Annotated in this window: 16 protein-coding genes; 8 read left to right on the plus strand and 8 right to left on the minus strand. The window is 58.8% G+C overall.

All coding sequences use genetic code 11. The annotated features are described in order from the left end of the window. Positions 1 to 450: 450 nt before the first annotated feature. Entirely contained in the window at positions 451 to 792 is a 342-nt protein-coding gene (locus ACVWZG_RS11780) for a helix-turn-helix domain-containing protein (RefSeq protein ID WP_083757654.1), read from the minus strand. On the opposite strand from ACVWZG_RS11780, the gene ACVWZG_RS11785 reads away from it, so the two are divergent. Further along, entirely contained in the window at positions 743 to 2026 is a 1284-nt protein-coding gene (locus tag ACVWZG_RS11785; RefSeq protein ID WP_457407193.1) for a competence/damage-inducible protein A, read from the plus strand. The genes ACVWZG_RS11780 and ACVWZG_RS11785 overlap by 50 nt on opposite strands. Before the next feature lie 102 nt (positions 2027 to 2128). After that, positions 2129 to 4282 carry a M48 family metalloprotease gene (locus ACVWZG_RS11790; protein ID WP_457407195.1) on the plus strand — a complete coding sequence of 718 codons (2154 nt, stop codon included), beginning with the start codon at positions 2129 to 2131 and terminating at the stop codon, positions 4280 to 4282. A gap of 30 nt (positions 4283 to 4312) precedes the next feature. On the opposite strand, the gene typA is transcribed toward ACVWZG_RS11790, so the two are convergent. The 4 genes from typA to glpX form a co-directional block, all read right to left on the minus strand. Next, positions 4313 to 6130 carry a translational GTPase TypA gene (typA, locus tag ACVWZG_RS11795; protein ID WP_414409133.1) on the minus strand — a complete coding sequence of 606 codons (1818 nt, stop codon included), beginning with the start codon at positions 6128 to 6130 and terminating at the stop codon, positions 4313 to 4315. 168 nt (positions 6131 to 6298) lie between these two features. Continuing rightward, positions 6299 to 6406: a photosystem II reaction center protein Ycf12/Psb30 gene (gene psb30, locus ACVWZG_RS11800; protein ID WP_011433833.1), complete on the minus strand. Its 108-nt coding sequence runs from the start codon at positions 6404 to 6406 to the stop codon at positions 6299 to 6301. 107 nt (positions 6407 to 6513) lie between these two features. After that, a complete protein-coding gene (locus ACVWZG_RS11805; protein WP_414342169.1) occupies positions 6514 to 7809 on the minus strand; it encodes a glutamyl-tRNA reductase in 1296 nt (431 codons plus the stop codon). 326 nt (positions 7810 to 8135) lie between these two features. Then, positions 8136 to 9179 (minus strand): class II fructose-bisphosphatase, encoded by a 1044-nt coding sequence (gene glpX / locus ACVWZG_RS11810; RefSeq protein WP_414342167.1) that lies wholly within the window; start codon positions 9177 to 9179, stop codon positions 8136 to 8138. Between the two features lie 258 nt (positions 9180 to 9437). On the opposite strand from glpX, the gene ACVWZG_RS11815 reads away from it, so the two are divergent. After that, positions 9438 to 9713 carry a DUF1830 domain-containing protein gene (locus ACVWZG_RS11815; RefSeq protein WP_414522651.1) on the plus strand — a complete coding sequence of 92 codons (276 nt, stop codon included), beginning with the start codon at positions 9438 to 9440 and terminating at the stop codon, positions 9711 to 9713. 58 nt (positions 9714 to 9771) lie between these two features. Here the strand turns inward: ACVWZG_RS11815 and ACVWZG_RS11820 are convergent, their stop codons facing one another. Next, a complete protein-coding gene (locus ACVWZG_RS11820) occupies positions 9772 to 10038 on the minus strand; it encodes a hypothetical protein (RefSeq protein ID WP_414409136.1) in 267 nt (88 codons plus the stop codon). Between the two features lie 164 nt (positions 10039 to 10202). On the opposite strand from ACVWZG_RS11820, the gene ACVWZG_RS11825 reads away from it, so the two are divergent. After that, positions 10203 to 10811, plus strand: a complete 609-nt coding sequence (locus ACVWZG_RS11825; RefSeq protein ID WP_011433828.1) for a peroxiredoxin — start codon at positions 10203 to 10205, stop codon at positions 10809 to 10811. 167 nt (positions 10812 to 10978) lie between these two features. On the opposite strand, the gene ACVWZG_RS11830 is transcribed toward ACVWZG_RS11825, so the two are convergent. Then, positions 10979 to 11404: a photosystem I reaction center subunit II PsaD gene (locus ACVWZG_RS11830; protein WP_457385725.1), complete on the minus strand. Its 426-nt coding sequence runs from the start codon at positions 11402 to 11404 to the stop codon at positions 10979 to 10981. 243 nt (positions 11405 to 11647) lie between these two features. Between ACVWZG_RS11830 and ACVWZG_RS11835 the strand changes: the two genes are divergently transcribed. Both ACVWZG_RS11835 and ACVWZG_RS11840 read left to right on the plus strand, forming a co-directional pair. Then, positions 11648 to 12511, plus strand: a complete 864-nt coding sequence (locus ACVWZG_RS11835; RefSeq protein WP_414387769.1) for an arginase family protein — start codon at positions 11648 to 11650, stop codon at positions 12509 to 12511. Positions 12512 to 12547: 36 nt separating this feature from the next. After that, entirely contained in the window at positions 12548 to 13186 is a 639-nt protein-coding gene (locus ACVWZG_RS11840) for a class I SAM-dependent methyltransferase (protein WP_457407198.1), read from the plus strand. A gap of 64 nt (positions 13187 to 13250) precedes the next feature. Here ACVWZG_RS11840 and ACVWZG_RS11845 read toward each other — a convergent pair whose 3' ends face one another. After that, positions 13251 to 13766, minus strand: a complete 516-nt coding sequence (locus ACVWZG_RS11845; RefSeq protein ID WP_457407200.1) for a TIGR02652 family protein — start codon at positions 13764 to 13766, stop codon at positions 13251 to 13253. Positions 13767 to 14067: 301 nt separating this feature from the next. On the opposite strand from ACVWZG_RS11845, the gene rimP reads away from it, so the two are divergent. Continuing rightward, on the plus strand, positions 14068 to 14538 hold the full coding sequence (rimP, locus tag ACVWZG_RS11850; protein ID WP_011433822.1) for a ribosome maturation factor RimP: 471 nt from the start codon (positions 14068 to 14070) through the stop codon (positions 14536 to 14538). 135 nt (positions 14539 to 14673) lie between these two features. Then, on the plus strand, positions 14674 to 16047 hold the full coding sequence (gene nusA / locus ACVWZG_RS11855; protein ID WP_414387771.1) for a transcription termination factor NusA: 1374 nt from the start codon (positions 14674 to 14676) through the stop codon (positions 16045 to 16047). Positions 16048 to 16298 lie beyond the last annotated feature (251 nt).

A 16298-nucleotide genomic window follows, 5' to 3' on the forward strand; every position in this document is an offset into this window, starting at 1 on the left:
GTCGGAAGCAGGAACCCGCCGAGACGACTGCGCAAGGAGCCATCCATGCGTAGCGTGGTAGGAATCTCCGGCCTTCAGGCCGGGGAGGATGTCAATGCTTGTTTCCCGTACTGCTCAGCCACAGCCTCTGGCCGTTCCTGGAACGCACTACGCGCCCACCAGTAGCAAGCGCACCGTCTTGGCATGTAGCTGGCGCTGCTTTCTGACCGCTATCTTGGAGGTCTGAAACTTGAGCAGCAAGACAATAAACCAAGACAATAAACAATGTCAAATAATGTCAAAGAAAATGTCAAAGAATAAATGTCAAAGCTGTCCACCCAGAACCTGGCCGCCTTGGCGCTCATCCCGCAAGTCTTGAATGGGCCAACGCAAACAATGACTGCCACTTTCTGGTTTGGTACGGGACTGCCTTCGCCCAATCTGGTAGAGAAGGCAAGATGTGGTGAGTAGCTACTTGCATCCAGGTGGACGCTCGCCTTCTAAAGACTTCAGAAAATCTAGGGTGCGGTTATAAACAAACCGAGCTGTTCCCAACCACTGCTGCAGCGTCTGTCGCTGTTGTGCTGTCGGATACATCTCGTCCCCCAATCTTTTTGCCGGCGCCGGAGATGGAAACTTGCCGGTTGTCTCACCGCCATTTGGAATGGCCAACTGCAAGCCCAAAATCTGGGGGCGCGCAGGGAGGCCGAGACCTCCCTGCTTGTATACTTCTCTTGCGGCTGAGCTGAGCTCGAGGCCAAGCATGATCCCACCGCAAACTGCTATTCCCCAAGGGGCTGAGATCCTCTGCATCGGCACAGAATTGCTTTTGGGAGAGATCACCAATACCAACGCCCAGTACTTGGCAGCCGAGCTGGCGCAACTGGGGATCCCCCACTATTACCAAACGGTGGTGGGGGATAACGAGGCCCGCATTCACCACGCGCTGGAGGTGGCCTGTGGTCGTTCCAGCTTGATTCTGATCACCGGGGGTTTGGGGCCGACGCCGGACGATCTCACCCATGAGGCGCTGGCTTCCTTTTTTGGGGCGGAGATGGTGGAGCACCCCCAAGTGTGGGAAGAGATCCTGCAAAAGTACGGGCAGCGGGGCCTTGTGCCCTCGCCGAGCAATCGCAAGCAGGCTTTTCTGCCCCGGGGAGCGAGGGTGTTGCCCAACCCGCTTGGCAGCGCCTGTGGCCTCATCTGGCAGCCCCGGCCCGACCTGCACATTCTCACCTTCCCTGGGGTGCCGCGGGAGATGCAACACATGTGGCGGGAGACCGCCGTGCCTTATCTGCGCTCCATCGGCTGGGGAAAAGAGGTGTTCTACAGCCGGGTACTGCGCTATTGGGGCATTCCCGAATCGACGCTGGCCGAACGGCTGGGATCCCTGTTGGCGGGGGAAAACCCTACGGTGGCTCCCTACGCCAGCCAGGGGGAGGTACGCCTGCGGGTTACCGGACGTGCTCCCAGTCGTGAAGAGGCCCAAGCCTTGATCGCCCCGGTGGTGGAGCAGATTTTACAGATTTCTGGAGAAGACTACTTCGGCAGCGATGACGCCACCTTGGCCGGTGTGGTGGGGGAGCTGTTGCTGCAACGGGGTCAAACTCTGGCGGTGGCAGAATCCTGCACCGGCGGGCTGCTGGGGCAGTTGGTGACCGGGATCCCGGGCAGCTCCCGCTATTTTGTGGGGGGGATCGTGGCCTACGACAACCGCATCAAGGAGCAGCTTTTACAGGTGAATCCGGAAACCCTGCGACAGCACGGGGCCGTGAGCGAGGCGGTGGCCGCCCAAATGGCGCTGGGGGCCAAGCAAGTCCTGGGCTCCAACTGGGCCTTGAGCATCACCGGCATTGCCGGGCCAGAGGGAGGCACCGCCACCAAGCCGGTTGGCCTTGTGTATCTGGGTTTGGCGGATCCGGAGGGGAAAACGGAGGTTCACGAGTACCGGTTTGGCAGCCTGCGCGGCAGAGAAGGGGTGCGTTGGTGGAGCGCCCAGACGGCTCTGGATCGCTTGCGGCGGCGCTTGCTCTGCTACCCCCTTTAGGGGGGATCCAGTCTCTCGGGGTTGGATCCCTGAGTAAGCTGGGGGAGCAGATGGATCCAACCGATCTCCAGAAGCAGACCCTACCAGGCAAGGAGCAAGCCGATGATCCCCGATGCCGTCCAGGCGGGCAAGGAAGCCCTGCGGCAGGGCCGCCTGCAAGAGGCCATCCAACTTTTTGAAGGCTACCTGGCCCAATCCCGTCAGCAGGACAAAGCATTAGGGATCCCGGCAGACTCATCTGACGGCGAAGCCCTGGAAGCCCAAATGAACCTGGTGCGGGCCTACCACCAGTTGGGCCAGACGGAGAAGGCACGGTCCCTCTGCCTAGAGCTGCTGCAACACCCCAACCCCCAGGCGCAAGGCTGGGCCAAGAAGATCTTGCTTCGCCTGCCCACTGCAACAGAGTTCCTGGCTGCTCCGTCCGCCAAACCTGTCGAACCGCGTTCTGCTCCCCCAGAGGAGCCGTCTCCTGGAGCGGGATCCCTGTCCACCCGTCAACGGGCCGCCCAACTGGGTATGAAGATCCCCCTGCCGGAGCGGGCCGGCCCCCTGCATTGGGCCAAGTGGGGATCCCTGGGGGTGGGCATTGTCTTCCTTTGGTGGCTGAGCTTTGTGTTGGTAGGCAGCCATCTGGATTTTGGCCGGCTGAGTTTTCCGCGGCAGCTTTGGTTTTTGCAGGGGTTGCTGCCCTGGCTGCGCAATGGCCTGCGGTGGTTGGTGGCCGGCAGCCTGGCGGTCAACTTTGGAGTAGGCCTTCTCTTTTTTGCCCCCTGGCTGATGGATCAGCTCCACCAACGGCTGCACAAGTTGCGTTGGGCCAGGCTTGGCGAAATCGAACGCCACAGCCCCGAAACGGCGCGCCTGCTGCAGCGCATCTGTGCCCAAAACCAGCTAAAACAGCCCCGACTGGGGGTGATCCCGGATGCTGGGCCGCTGGCCTTTGTTTACGGCACTTTTTCTGATGGCTGCCGCATTGTGGTCACCCAAGCCCTGTTGCAGCAGCTTTCTGAGGATGAGATTGCCGCCGTCTACGCCCAGGCCCTGGGGCGAATTGTTAATGGAGATATCCTGGTCATGACCCTGCTGGGATCCCCGATTCAACTGGTTTACCTGGCCCTAGAGCAGGTGAGCCAACTGGGAAGCAAACGGCGGGATCTCATCGGGCATGTGGCCCCGCTGCTCTACCTCATCTACACGGTGCTCTCCTACCCGCTGTTTTTCCTCTCCCGCCTGGGCACCTACCATGCCGACCATTTTGCCGTACAGGCGACTGGCAACCCGAACGGGCTGATTGCTGCTCTGCTCAAATCGGCTGCTGGCCTGCAGGAGGCCCACAAAAACGACCGCCGACCTTCCTCGCTGTTGCACTGCACCCGCCTGTTCAGCTTTTTGGACTTCAAAACCATCGCCGCTGCCAGTGCTGCCGCCCGCCTCCAGGATCCCTCCCAAGCTGGCCAAGTCTTTCTTTGGGATCAAATCAACCCTTGGGCCCGCTGGATGCAGGTCAATTCCAGCCATCCGCTGCCGGGGCACCGCTTCAAGGTCTTGGCGGGATATGGAGAGCGGCTGCGCCTCCTGCCGGAGCTGAGCCTGGGATCCGGGTCCAAATTGGATGTGGCCCGCCTGCAAAGCCGGTTTTGGCTGGATCTGGCCATCTACGCAGCCGAAGTGGTCGGGATCCTCATTGGCTGGCTGGTGGGGCTGATCCTCTACCTGCTGCTGCAAAACCGTCTCGATCCCAAGGTGATCGCGGCAGCAGCGGTGGTGGGCTACGGGGTGGGCTTGTGGGCCAAAGCGGGGTTGATGTACGGGGGATCCCTGCCGGCAAGGCCGACGGATGTGCTCAGCTTGCTGGCAGATCCCGACGCGGATCCCCGCCGCGGACAATGGGTGGAGCTGGAGGGGGAGTTGGTGGGACTGGGCCCCTCCGGCTATCAACTGGGGGCAGAGCTGAAGCTGCAAGAGGCCACAGGGCTGATCCCGGTGCGCTTTACTTCCCCTTTGGGGCCGGTGGGCAATGTCTTTTCCGGCCTGAAGCGGATCCGCGCCCTGGTGGGCCGGCGCGTCAAAGTGGTGGGCTGGTTCCGCCGCGGCAATACTGCTTGGGTGGATCTGGCCTACGTCCAGGTGGGATCCAATAAGCTGCACAGCCGACCGCGCCTTTGGCTGGTTGTGTTCGGCTTGGGAGTCATCCTGCTGGGGATTTGGGGGGCGTTCTATTTCCCCAACTTGGCCTCTTACCTGCGGCGGTGGTGAGCCAGGCTCTCTTCCAGTTGGCTGAGAAAACTAGCGGCGAGAGGGCGTTAACTGTGCCTTGCGCAGGCGCACCGACTGGGGCGTGATCTCCACCAGCTCATCCTCGCCGATGTATTCCAAAGCCCGCTCCAGGGTCATCTCCACCGGCGCTTGCAAGTGCACCAGCTCCTCCCCGCCCGCAGCCCGGTGGTTGGTCAGTTGCTTGGTCTTGCAGACGTTCAGCTCCAAGTCTTGGGGACGGTTGTGCTCGCCCACGATCATGCCCTTGTAAACGCGGGTACCTGGCGTAATAAAGAATACACCTCGATCTTCCGCATTCTTGAGGGCATAGGTAGTGGCCACCCCTTCTTCAAAAGCAATCAGCACCCCGTTGCGGCGCATTTCCATCTCAGAGGTCAGGGGACGGTATTCCAAAAAGCTGTGGCTCATGATCCCCTCGCCGCGGGTGATGCGGATAAACTCCCCCCGAAAGCCGATCAGCCCTCGCGCCGGAATGACAAACTCCAGCTGAGCCCGACCATCGGATCCCACCATCATGTTCTGCATTTCTCCCCGCCGTTGCCCCAGCCGCTCGATGCAGGCCCCCACCGTCGCTTCCGGCACATCCAGCACCAAACACTCATAGGGCTCATAGGGCTGGCCGTTGACCTCGCGGAAAATTACCTTCGGTTGCCCCACCTGAAACTCATAGCCTTCCCGCCGCATGGTTTCTAGCAGGATGCCCAGGTGCAGCTCGCCTCGCCCCGACACCAAAAAGCGATCCGGCGAGTCGGTTTCTTCCACCCGCAGCGCCACGTTGGTTTCCAGCTCCCGCATCAGGCGCTCCCGCAACTGTCGCGAGGTAACGAAGGTACCCTCCTGGCCGGCAAAGGGAGAATCGTTGACACCGATCATCACCTGCAGCGTCGGCTCGTCCACTTTGATGAGCGGCAGAGCCTGGGGATTTTCGGGAGAGGTGAGGGTGTGGCCAATGTTGGCCTCGGCAAACCCCGCCACAGCAACAATGTGGCCGGCGGTAGCTTCCGTCAGCTCGATGCGCTGCAGGCCCTGAAAGCCGAACAGCTTGGTTACTTTGCCCTTGGCAATGGATCCATCCTCTTTCACCACTGCCAATGGATCCCCCAGGCGGATGGTGCCGTTGTGGATCTTGCCGATCACAATCCGGCCCAGGTATTCCGAATACTCCAGCGTGGTGACCTGCAGCTGCAGGGGCTTGCCGGGATCCCCAATGGGAGGTGGGACATGCTTGAGAATGGCCTCGAAAAGAGGCTTCATATCCAGGGATCCGCTGTACTTCCCTTCCAGAAAGTCTTTGAGATGGGCTTCTTCCAGGGCAAAGCCGCGCAACCCAGAGGCAAATAGATAGGGGAAGTCGCACTGGTCTTCGTCTGCCCCCAGCTCCAAGAACAAATCCAGCACCTTGTCGACGGCTTTGTAGGGCTCGGCGCGAGGCCGATCAATCTTGTTGACCACCACAATTGGGCGCAGGCCCTTCTCCAAGGCTTTGCGCAGCACAAAGCGGGTTTGCGGCATCGGGCCTTCGTTGGCATCCACGATCAACAAGCAGCCCTCCACCATCCCCAGCACCCGCTCCACCTCGCCCCCGAAATCGGCGTGGCCAGGGGTGTCGACGATGTTGATCAAGGTTTCGCCGTAGCGGACGGCTGTGTTTTTGGCCAAGATGGTAATGCCCCGCTCCCGCTCCAGCGTGTTGGAGTCCATCACACAGGTGGGAATGTCTTCCCCCTCCCGAAAGATGCCCGCCTGGCGTAACAGGGCATCCACAAGGGTAGTTTTGCCGTGGTCGACGTGGGCGATGATGGCAACGTTGCGGATGGGGAGTGACATATTAACCATTGACCAGCAGGATGTCGCCCTACAAGCAGGAGTGCCCTAGGGATTTCTTTACAACTCTAACGCAAAGGAGCGTTACGTTGCTAAACACTCCTGGCTTTGGGCTTAGCCCCAGCACTCCCAAAGGGTTATCCCGACTGCCTCAATATCCAGAGGGATCCCCTACATATCGGCGCCGCGCAGATAGAGCAGCAGGATGACCGCCGGGCCTGCCAAGACAATCAAGGCCAGCAGGGCCAACTGCACAAAAACTTCGTATTGTCCGAACATAATCCCAGATCCTGTGGCTTACGCTTTGTATCCTAAGGGGTGCCCTCCACCCCAGATGGGAGAGCTGTTACAATTCTTCAAGTCATGCGCTCTTCGACAAGGGATCCCTAGCGCTCCTGCTGGGCTTGAAACACCACCGGATCCAGGTTGAACAGTTCCTGCAAGATCCGCATGGCTGCCCGCCGCGCCTCAATATCCCGTTTGGCCCGCAGTTGCACCATCGGGTCGTGCAGGATCTTGTTGACGATGCCGCGGGTCAGGGCGTCGATCACCTCCAGGTGCTTCTCGGCAAAGTCCTTGCCCAGGCGGGAGAGAGCTTTTTCCATCTCCTGTTCGCGGATGGACTCCACCTTGTGGCGCAGGCTGGAAATGGTGGGCACCGTCTCCAGAGAACGCCACCACTCCATGAATTGATCCACCTCTTCTTCCACCAGGGCTTCGGCAGCCAGAGCCAGCTTTTGCCGTTGGGCGCGGTTTTCTTCCACGATGCGGGAGAGGTGATCCACATTGAACACCTGTACCCCCTTCAGCTTTTCCACGTCGGGATCGATGTTGCGGGGCACAGAGATATCCACCAACAACAGCGGCTGATCTGGCTGCAGCACCCCTGCCAGTTGCTGGTAGGTGAGGATCGGCTGGGTGGCACCGGTGCTGGTGAAGACCAAGTTGGACTCGGCCACACTGCTCAGCAGCGACTCCCAAGGCAGCACCTGGATCGGCTGCTCGAATTGCTTGGCCAGGGCTTCGGCCCGCTCCAGGGAGCGGTTGACCACCGTGATATCGACTGCCCCTTTGGCCAACAGGTGCTGCACCAACAGACGGGCCATTCTCCCCGCCCCCACCACGGTAACTTTGCCCTGAGAGAGGGATCCCTGCTCTTGCAGAGCCAACTCCACCGCTGCCGAGCTGATGGACATGGCGCCGGTGCCGATCTCCGTTTCGGTACGGACGCGCTTGCCGGCGGTAATGGCTGCCTTAAAAAGGCGATTGAGGATGCGATCCATGCCGTTGCAGGCTTGGCCCAGTTGCTGGGCTTTTTTCACCTGCGAGAGGATCTGCCCTTCTCCCAGCACCAAGCTATCTAGCCCGGCAGCCACCCGCATCAGGTGGGTTACCGCATCCTGGTAAAGAAGGGTAAACAGGTGCGGACGCAGTTGGGGCAAGGGGATCCCTTTCAGCTCAGCCAAGAACTGCATCGTCTGCCGGACACCACTCTCCATTTCTGAGGTGACGATGTAGACCTCCAGCCGGTTACAGGTGCTGAGGATCGCAGCCTCCTCAATGTGGGGGTGGGCGCGAAGCTGCTGGATCGTCTCTCCCACCTCCGCCTCCGCGATGCTGAGGCGCTCCCGAATCTCCACAGGAGCTGTGCGATGGCTAAGACCGACAACCGCGATAAACATGCCTCTCCGTCGTCTGTACAGCAACAGCAAAAGTTATTAAAAACAAAAACTCTGAACAAAAGCAAATATTGTTTCAGAAAGAAGGCAAAAGCTGTAACCGATATGGGTGATCCCTTGACTCGGTTCCAGCAAGCTTAGGTAACTTTTCTCAGCCTACCTAAACCCTAAGACCAGTATCGAACCGGTTTTGCCGGATTTTGCTGAAGAGTTATTACGTTTTCACGGGTTGGGGCTTGATAGATTTCGTAACTTTCCCAAAAAGGCAAGGGCGACCTTCACCAGGGGAAAGCCGCCCCGATCTCCGAGGATGTTGGGTAGGGGATCCCTCAGCGCAGTTGCAGGCCGCGGGGCTGCTGGCCATCTTTCATGTGGATGGTATCCACAAAGCGCACCGTGCGGGATTGGCTGGAAATCACCAAGGTCTCGGTGCGGGCCCCACCCCCAAAGAAACGTACCCCGCGCATCAAGTCACCATCGGTGATCCCGGTGGCAGCAAAGAGGACTTCCTTGCCACTGGCCAGCTCCTCACACTCCCACACCTTGTCGGGATCCTCAATGCCTTTTTCTTTGAGTTCCCGTCGCGTTTCCTCCACAGGCGGCAGGTAAGTGCCCGCCTGAACTACTTCGGGATCGTAGATCAGCCGACCTTGGAAGTGGGCGCCCAAGCACCGCAGAGCAGCTGCCGAGATCACTCCCTCAGGAGCAGCCCCGATCCCCATCAGGGCATGAATGCCGGTGCCATTGAAGCCTGCCGAGAGAGCCGCCGAGATGTCGCCATCGGTAATCAGCTTCACCCGCGCCCCCGCCTCTCGAATTTGGCGAATCAGATCGAGGTGGCGCTTGCGATCCATGACCACCACCGTCAGATCCGACACCTCCCGATCCAGGCTTTCGGCGATGATCTTGAGATTTTTCTCTGGCGGATAGTCGATGTGCACCTTGCCCTTAGCCTGGGGCGGAGCCGCCAGCTTTTGCATGTAGATGTCCGGGGCGTGGAGAAGGCCGCCTTTCTCGGAGATGGCCAGCACCGCCATAGAGCCGTTTTGGCCTTTGGCCACTAGGTTGGTGCCCTCGCAGGGATCCACAGCAATATCGATCTCCACCAGCTCTTCCACACGGCAGAACTGCTCAGCATCCGGGCGGGTACAGATGCCCACTTCTTCGCCGATGTAGAGCATGGGGGCCTCATCGCGGGTTCCTTCCCCGATGACGATGCGACCGCGCATAGGGATCTGGTTGAGTTTCTCCCGCATGGCCTCTACAGCCACCTGGTCGGCGGTCTTGTTGTCCCCTTTGCCCATCCAGCGGGCGGCGGCAATGGCAGCCTGCTCCACGACTTCGATGATCTCTAGCCCCAACTTGTTGTCCACGATGTGCCCCCTTGCTGATCTCGGAATGGTGAAGGCCAACTTAAGGATATCTTCAGACTCTTCCCCTCAGTTTACCAGGGCAGGCTTCTCCTCGGGATCCCATTCTCTCAACCCCAATAAGCTGAGAGAACAAATCTCCCAAAGCCAGTCAGGAAGAGCGATCCCCGTCTTGGCGGCTTACTATTGCCGCTTGGGGATCAGGGATGGTAGCCTATTTTAAGGGCAATAAGTTTTTCTTAACACCATTAAAAAAACGCAATGAAAAGATACGCTTTTGTCAACCGTTCCGGACAGGTTCAGGTGATCCGCACGATCCCCGGCCACTGGGAGCGCACCCTCTTTCCCGGCCAGCAGGCGATCTTTGAGGCGGAGCCGGACGACTATCTGGAAGTTTACAGTTGCTGCTGCTCCACCGCCATCCTGGAAGAGCGCCGCCCCTGTCGCCATCTGGTGGATTCTTCCTCGCCTGAGGTTGACCTCTACCTGTGGTCATCTTCGCAACGGGGAACTCTGGCGGATGCGTTGAATGGTTGACAGGCTCTAGCGGCTGGCTGCCCCATAGGGGCAAGAGGACTGGGTTTGCCCAGGATAACTAGATTGGGGATCGCTTCTCCTGAGGCCGATCCCCGGATTTTTCAGAGGGCGGATGCGGATCTGGAGAAGGGGCATCGGGGGGACGGGTCAGGCAACTGCCCCGCGCAGCATTGCGAAAGGTATCGATGCGCTCCACGCAATTTTGATGGCCGCAATAGGGGCAATACAGGCGATCCCCAGGTTGGGGCTCCACATCGGCCTGGCTCCACCACCGCCGACAGCGGTCACAACAAAAGTGATAGAGGAACTCCAGCGCCACTCTCATGGGATCCCTTGCAGAGCTGAGCCGATCAGCATGGAAAAATGGGCATTATCCGGATCCCGGCAGTTGGGATCCGTCGCTATCTATCGAGTTAAGGCAGAGTCATTATGAGTATGGTATGTTAGGTTTGGTTTACATTTGCACTTTACCGCAAGGAGCGTTGATTTATGTCTCAGGAAGGATGCCTGCGAGTGGGGCAGCCCGCTCCCGATTTTTCCGCCACCGCCGTCTATGACATGGAATTCAAGACGGTGAAGCTCTCCGACTACAGGGGTAAGAAGTATGTGGTGTTGTTTTTCTACCCCTTGGACTTCACCTTTGTCTGCCCAACGGAGATCACGGCCTTCAGCGACCGCTATGACGACTTTGCCAAGCTGGATACCGAGATCCTGGGTGTTTCAGTGGATAGCGAATACTCTCACCTGGCCTGGATTCAAACCGACCGCAAGGCTGGAGGGGTGGGTGAGCTGAGGTATCCTCTGGTCTCTGACCTGAAAAAGGAGATCAGCGCTGCCTACAATGTCCTGGATCCGGAAGCGGGTGTGGCGCTGCGCGGCCTGTTCATCATCGACAAAGAAGGGATCATCCAGCACGCCACCATTAACAACCTGGCCTTTGGCCGCAGTGTGGATGAAACCTTGCGCACCCTGCAAGCTATCCAATACGTGCAATCTCACCCCGATGAAGTTTGCCCGGCCAACTGGCAGCCCGGCCAGAAAACCATGCACCCCGACCCAGTGAAATCCAAGGAGTTCTTCGCGGCGATTGCCAAGTAGGTTAGCCCCTGGGATCCCTGGCTACATATAGGAGATCCCCAGCGCTTCCGGGCGTAGCTTCAGCTCAAGGTGGGCTGGAGCTTTTTTGTCGAAAACAGGCAAGCAAAAGATCCCCCGACCTTGCTAGGGGATCCTGAAACCCAGTAGGGAGCGAAGCTGTGGGGAGTTCAATCCCAGGGTTTCCCGCCGGTGAACTTGTAGGTAATCGGCTCTTTGTTTTTGCCGATGTTGCGATCCACTTTGCCGATGGGCTCGCGGCCTTCGTTGACCTTCTCGGGAAAGACGCCGTCTTTGGGATGCACCAACACAGGCTCCCCCCCCGCGGGAATGCGGAAGATCTGGTAGTCGTTGATCTTGTAGTCGGATCTCAACTGGGCACCCAGCGCCAAACACTGCTCTTTGCGGGCAAAGGTGAGAAAGTTTTTGCCTTCCACCATTTCGGCAGCGCCGCCGGTGGGCATTTCAAACACCTGCCCCGGCTTGCCCGTCCAGGTGATGACGTATTTTTCTTCGGTTTCGGCTGCGCTCAACAGCCCCCCGGTGGATCCCCCAAATAGAGGCAGCTTTGCTCCCTGACGAGGATCGCCTTCCATCACAGCCATAGTCTACCTTTCTCAACTCGTTGTGGTTTGCGGTGGTTTGCCTTGTCCAAACCGCGGTTTGCGGCGCGAAGCACTTTGAATCTACCACTGACTCGATTTTTGGCCCCAGTTCCGCCTGGGAACTGTAATCTTTCGTAGCAGACTGGCTGGCCCTCAGACGGATCCCTGGGCGCCCTGTAGGCCACCATAGAACAAGCCGGAGACCCACAGCTTTCTGGAAAAGGAACAGCGCCCATGGCCCAGTGGTCCCTCCATCCCAGCTCGCAATCCAACGCTAGGGTCATTCTCATTCCCACCGCCTTTGGCCACGATACTCAGGCTCCGATGGCCATTCTCAACGCCGGTTCGGAGCTGTGTGCCTTCGAGCCGAGGTTGGGGATCGATGTGGATAAGCTGGCGGTGGCGCAGTTGCCGGGGCTGGTGGATGAGCCTCCCTACGGCATGTGTGAGGCGGCGGTGACTCAAGCTTGGAGACGACAACAATGGCCGGTGCTGTTGCCCTCAGTCTTGGCCGCCAGTTGGGGGGCCATTCGTGCCCTCTGGAAGCACTACCCAACTCTGAGTGTGGTGCATTGCAGCGCTCATGCCAACCTGATGCCGCCCCCAGAGATGACCCAGCCGGATCAAGATACAAGCTATGGCAGTGCTGCCTGGGTGGAGTTGCTCTATCAGCACAAGCTGCCGGTGATCCATGTGGGATTGCGTAGCGGCAGTGCGCGGGCCTACGCATGGCTGAAAGCCCACCACAGCCCAATATTCTGGGCCCAAGATGGCTGGGATCCCCAGCAGGTGGTGGCCTCTTTGCCGGATCAACCGGTGTTTTTGGTGGTGGACTGCAGTGTGTTGGATCCTTCCTTGGCGCCCGCGGTGCATCACCCAGAGCCAGGGGGGGTGAGTTGGTTGCAACTGTTGCAGACCTGTGAGGCCATCTTTGCCGCTCGTCCTGTGGTTGGCCTTTCACTGGGAGGGGTGGCGGTGGGATCCGCAACACGGCAAACCGCTCGTGTGGTGGCCCGCCTGCTCAATTGGTTGCTGGCCTGCTATGCCCTTCACTCCCTGAAGGTGACTGCTCAACCGCAACCTGTCCAGACGGTTTAAGCTGCTCAGGTCTGAACATTCATTTGGGATGGTCGAATGAACCTCTATCGCCGAATAATCTTCCCGCGGCTGTTGGATTTAGCTCTCTCGGGGGAAGGGATGGAGCGCTATCGGCGGCAGCTTCTGGCCCATGTGCAGGGATCCGTTCTGGAGATTGGTTTTGGCACCGGCCTCAACCTATCCTGCTACCCAGAGCACATTCGAAAGATCACAGGGGTAGATCCCAATCCCGGCATGGGATCCCTGGCTCGTCGGCGCATTGCCTCTTCTCCCATCGCCGTTGATTGGCAAGTGGCGGATGCCCAGGAACTGCCTTTTCCAAGCCAGAGTTTTGATAGCGTGGTTAGCACCTGGACATTGTGCAGCATTCCCAATGTGGCCAAGGCTTTAGGGGAAATCCGGCGGGTGTTGCGAGCGGGGGGCAAGCTGTTTTTTCTCGAACACGGCCTCAGCGAGGATCCCCAGGTGCAAAGATGGCAAAATTGTCTTAACCCCCTCCAAAAAGTGATTGCAGATGGCTGCAACCTCAACCGAGATATGGCCCGGTTGATCCGAGAAGCGGGGTTTCGGTTTGAGCAACTGGAGCGGTTTTATATGGCCGACCAGCCCAAGTTTATCGGCTACACCTATCAAGGCATAGCACTCCCTGACCCGGAAGGAAACTTCCAGTTCTAGAAGACTTGAGCAGCCACCAATTTTCCAACAGCTCTCTACCTGTTCGCCTTTCTAATCACACAGTCTAATCACACAGTTGCAGACGGGATTGCGGCTGCCGCATGGCCGGGTCGATCTCGTAGGTCAGCTCAAAGTTGATCACCCGCCAGCGCTGAGGGGATCCACCCCTATCCTCTGGGATTTGGGAGCTGAAGCTGACGGGCAAGCCATAGAGGCGAGGTGGGCCGGGGCGACGGTGGGATCCCTGCTCCAGATAAGGGGTGAGCAGCTGGCGGTAGCGCTCGGCCACGATCACCTGAGTGGCTCGCATTCCTTGCATGCGCAGCCGATCCAATTCATCATGAATCTCAAAACGGATCCCATCGGCGTGGGTGTGCTGACGAAACCAGCGACCTTCCCAAAAGCGCCAGCGCCGTCCGGATTGCAGGTGTACCAGCTCCTCTTGTTCGGCATCCGCCTCAAACGCACCGTGGCGAGGGCAGAGGTAGGTATCGGTCAGGGTGAGGGCCGCAATCGTTTGCCGACAGTGGGGGCACTGAATGCTGGGGCCGAAGATCGGGTAGGAAAAGGCAACAGTCATAGGAAACCCCACAAAACGCGGCTGGATATCTGGGCAAATCCGCAGTTGTCCACATTATAGATGTTGCCTTTTGGGGATCCCCATGACAAAACCGGAGGAGATCTTCTAAATTAGGAGGTAGGGGGGATGCGCTCGAAGTCTGTACTGATTCTGGGCGAGCCTCAAGGAGCTCCGCGATAGCAACGGGGAGTGGGTGGTACCCACTTCTTTGCTTTTTGAGGGGGCTTACTGTCCCCTTTGCCAGCTCCGGCTCAAAGGGGTTTGGATCTGGCGGCAACACCCGGTTGGTGACAAGTTGGTTATGGTTCACCCTCTTATTCCACAGTTGGAGAGCTTGGCCCGTCCCTTGGCCGCTCAACTGGGATACCAGCTGGTGCAGATGGTTTTCCACACCAACCAGCATCCGCCAGTTCTGCGGGTGGATATCCGCCCACTGGATCCCGACCGAGAAACCAGCCATGCCGATTGCGAAGCCATGAGCCAAGCCTTAGAAGTCGAGCTGGATCGGGTGGATCTGATCCCAGGCCAGTATGTGTTGGAGGTGTCCAGCCCTGGCATCAGCAACCTTCTCACCAGCGATCGCGACTTTGTGGTTTTCAAAGGGTTTGCGGTGGAGGTGACCTTGGATCCACCCTACAAGGGCAAAGCCGTTTGGTCAGGACACCTGCTGGGTCGGGATGAGGAGAGGGTTGCCTTATCCCTCAAGGGGCGGCGAGTTCAGTTGCCCCGCGCTTCGGTGCAGCGGGTTGCCCTCTCATCGGAAACTGACTAGGAGACCGGAGATAGAGAGAGCGTTTGACCGCAGGTGGTGCGGCCCTCCCTTCGCATCAGAGATGCGGGTTCAGTTCCCGCTGTGGAGCAATAGCAACAGCAAGTTTCACGAAGTTTGTGCAGGAGGACAGTGGTTATGGCGATGGTGCCTCTGCCGGGTTTGGCGGAAATGGTGGAGATGATCTCGCGGGAGCGCAACTTGCCCCGCCATGTGGTCACCGATGCCCTGCGAGAGGCGCTGCTCAAGGGCTACGAACGCTACCGCAAAACCATCCAGCGAGATGTGGTCTTTGCAGAAGACCACTTCCGCAATTTCGATGTGGAGTTGGATGTGGAGGCAGGAGGCTTTCGCGTTTTGGCCACCAAAGCCATCGTTGAGCAGGTACAGGATCCGGATCACGAGATCTCTCTGTACGACGTGCAGCAGGATTACCCAGAAGCCGAAGTAGGCTGGGAAGTCACAGATGATGTCACCCCACAACAGGCGGAATTTGGCCGCATGGCGGCCATCCAAACCAAGCAGGTGCTGGCGCAAAAGTTACGGGATCAGCAGCGCCGTCTGATTCAGGAAGAGTTCCGCGATCTGGAAAAAACCGTACTGCAGGCACGGGTGCTGCGCACCGAGCGGCAGACGGTGATCATGTCGGTATCCAGCGGTTTCGGACAACCTGAGGTGGAAGCAGAACTGCCCAAGAAGGAACAGCTGGCCAGCGATCGCTACACTCCCAACGCGGTGATGAAGGTCTATCTCAAGAAAGTCTATGAGGGATCCCGGCGGGGGCCACAGCTTTTGGTTTCCCGGGCCGATGCTGGCTTGGTGGTGAACCTGTTTGCCAACGAGGTGCCAGAAATTGAAGAGGATATCGTGCGGATTGTGGCGGTGGCGCGAGAGGCCAACCCCCCTTCCCGAAATGTGGGGCCACGTACCAAGATCGCGGTCGATACGGTGGAGCGGGACGTGGATCCAGTGGGGGCCTGTATTGGCGCGAGGGGATCCCGGATTCAGGCGGTGGTAGCAGAGCTGCGCAACGAGAAAATCGATGTCATCCGCTGGTCGCCGGATCCTGCCACCTACATTGCCAACGCCCTCAGCCCGGCCAAGGTGGTGGAGGTGCGGCTAGTGGATCCGGAAATCCAGCAAGCTCATGTGTTGGTCAACAGCGACCAGCTCAGTTTGGCCATTGGCAAAGAGGGGCAAAATGTGCGCCTGGCAGCCCGCCTCACCGGTTGGAAAATCGACATCAAGGAAGTGGAGAGCTACCGCGCAGCGCTGGAGGAGGCCCAAGCGCAAGGGTTGCCCTATCCCTTCATCACTCCAGCGGCACTGGAGCGCTTCCAGCGGCGGGCAGAGCGGGCTGCTTTGGGCCTAGAGGATGAGGAATACGAAGAAAAGCGCCGCCTGGAGGAAGAGGAGCTGGCGGGGGACGATAGGCTGGAAGAAGACTGGGCTGACGAAGAGGAGGACTTCGACTACGACGCCGAGTTCGACATTGCCCAGCCGAAGGGGTAATGATATACGCTCTACCCTCACTTTGCCCGTACACTTTGCTCGTAGAGGGCGGCTTCTGCCGGAAGTCTGGGCTTTGGAATGAGTTTTGCTGCAGGGGATCGCGGTTGCACCGAGACCGCAATGGCGCATGTGGGGTTTTCCTGCCTGCTTGGGCAGAACTGCCCTGTTCCGGCAATCTGCATTGGTGAAAGATGCTAGCTTTTGTTAGCATGCAGGAGCCAAAAAAGTTCGGCAGGCAAATCAAAACTCTT

This window comes from Thermostichus sp. OS-CIW-33, from assembly GCF_054059615.1.

What these genes read in the sequence shown, in the direction of transcription:
- ACVWZG_RS11785 (WP_457407193.1), top strand. Translation starts at nt 743, where the DNA reads ATGATCCCACCGCAAACTGCTATTCCCCAAGGGGCTGAGATCCTCTGC.
- ACVWZG_RS11780 (WP_083757654.1), bottom strand. Translation starts at nt 792, where the DNA reads ATGCAGAGGATCTCAGCCCCTTGGGGAATAGCAGTTTGCGGTGGGATC.
- ACVWZG_RS11790 (WP_457407195.1), top strand. Translation starts at nt 2,129, where the DNA reads ATGATCCCCGATGCCGTCCAGGCGGGCAAGGAAGCCCTGCGGCAGGGC.
- typA (WP_414409133.1), bottom strand. Translation starts at nt 6,130, where the DNA reads ATGTCACTCCCCATCCGCAACGTTGCCATCATCGCCCACGTCGACCAC.
- psb30 (WP_011433833.1), bottom strand. Translation starts at nt 6,406, where the DNA reads ATGTTCGGACAATACGAAGTTTTTGTGCAGTTGGCCCTGCTGGCCTTG.
- ACVWZG_RS11805 (WP_414342169.1), bottom strand. Translation starts at nt 7,809, where the DNA reads ATGTTTATCGCGGTTGTCGGTCTTAGCCATCGCACAGCTCCTGTGGAG.
- ACVWZG_RS11815 (WP_414522651.1), top strand. Translation starts at nt 9,438, where the DNA reads ATGAAAAGATACGCTTTTGTCAACCGTTCCGGACAGGTTCAGGTGATC.
- ACVWZG_RS11820 (WP_414409136.1), bottom strand. Translation starts at nt 10,038, where the DNA reads ATGAGAGTGGCGCTGGAGTTCCTCTATCACTTTTGTTGTGACCGCTGT.
- ACVWZG_RS11825 (WP_011433828.1), top strand. Translation starts at nt 10,203, where the DNA reads ATGTCTCAGGAAGGATGCCTGCGAGTGGGGCAGCCCGCTCCCGATTTT.
- ACVWZG_RS11830 (WP_457385725.1), bottom strand. Translation starts at nt 11,404, where the DNA reads ATGGAAGGCGATCCTCGTCAGGGAGCAAAGCTGCCTCTATTTGGGGGA.
- ACVWZG_RS11835 (WP_414387769.1), top strand. Translation starts at nt 11,648, where the DNA reads ATGGCCCAGTGGTCCCTCCATCCCAGCTCGCAATCCAACGCTAGGGTC.
- ACVWZG_RS11840 (WP_457407198.1), top strand. Translation starts at nt 12,548, where the DNA reads ATGAACCTCTATCGCCGAATAATCTTCCCGCGGCTGTTGGATTTAGCT.
- ACVWZG_RS11845 (WP_457407200.1), bottom strand. Translation starts at nt 13,766, where the DNA reads ATGACTGTTGCCTTTTCCTACCCGATCTTCGGCCCCAGCATTCAGTGC.
- rimP (WP_011433822.1), top strand. Translation starts at nt 14,068, where the DNA reads ATGGTTCACCCTCTTATTCCACAGTTGGAGAGCTTGGCCCGTCCCTTG.
- nusA (WP_414387771.1), top strand. Translation starts at nt 14,674, where the DNA reads ATGGCGATGGTGCCTCTGCCGGGTTTGGCGGAAATGGTGGAGATGATC.